The following is a 244-nucleotide window of genomic DNA, read 5'->3' as shown; positions in this document are numbered from 1 at the left end:
TTCATGTGTCGAAACAGTTTTGGTAGCCAAAAGAATCACTTCAGACATCGCTATGAAAGAAGGTCGTGATAAATGGTTGCAACCATTATTAGACCAAGCATCAACATCATATAAAGCAGAAATTACGGATGCAGAAGACCCTCTCTTTATTTTATATACTTCTGGATCTACAGGAAAGCCAAAAGGAATGGTACCCACAACTGCAGGGTATATGGTGTATACTGCTTATACGTCTCAAAATGCA

The 244-nt window shown here is 38.5% G+C and carries 1 protein-coding gene; it reads left to right on the top strand.

Annotated features, from left to right (window positions below):
* Window positions 1-244, top strand: a 244-nt coding sequence (locus ACY2RW_RS16275) for an AMP-binding protein (protein WP_490123780.1), incomplete at both ends; no start/stop codon positions are given.

This window comes from Polaribacter sp. 2305UL8-11, assembly GCF_058147165.1.
The sequence above is the reverse complement of the archived record's forward strand: the minus strand, read 5'-3'. Positions and strand labels throughout refer to the sequence as shown.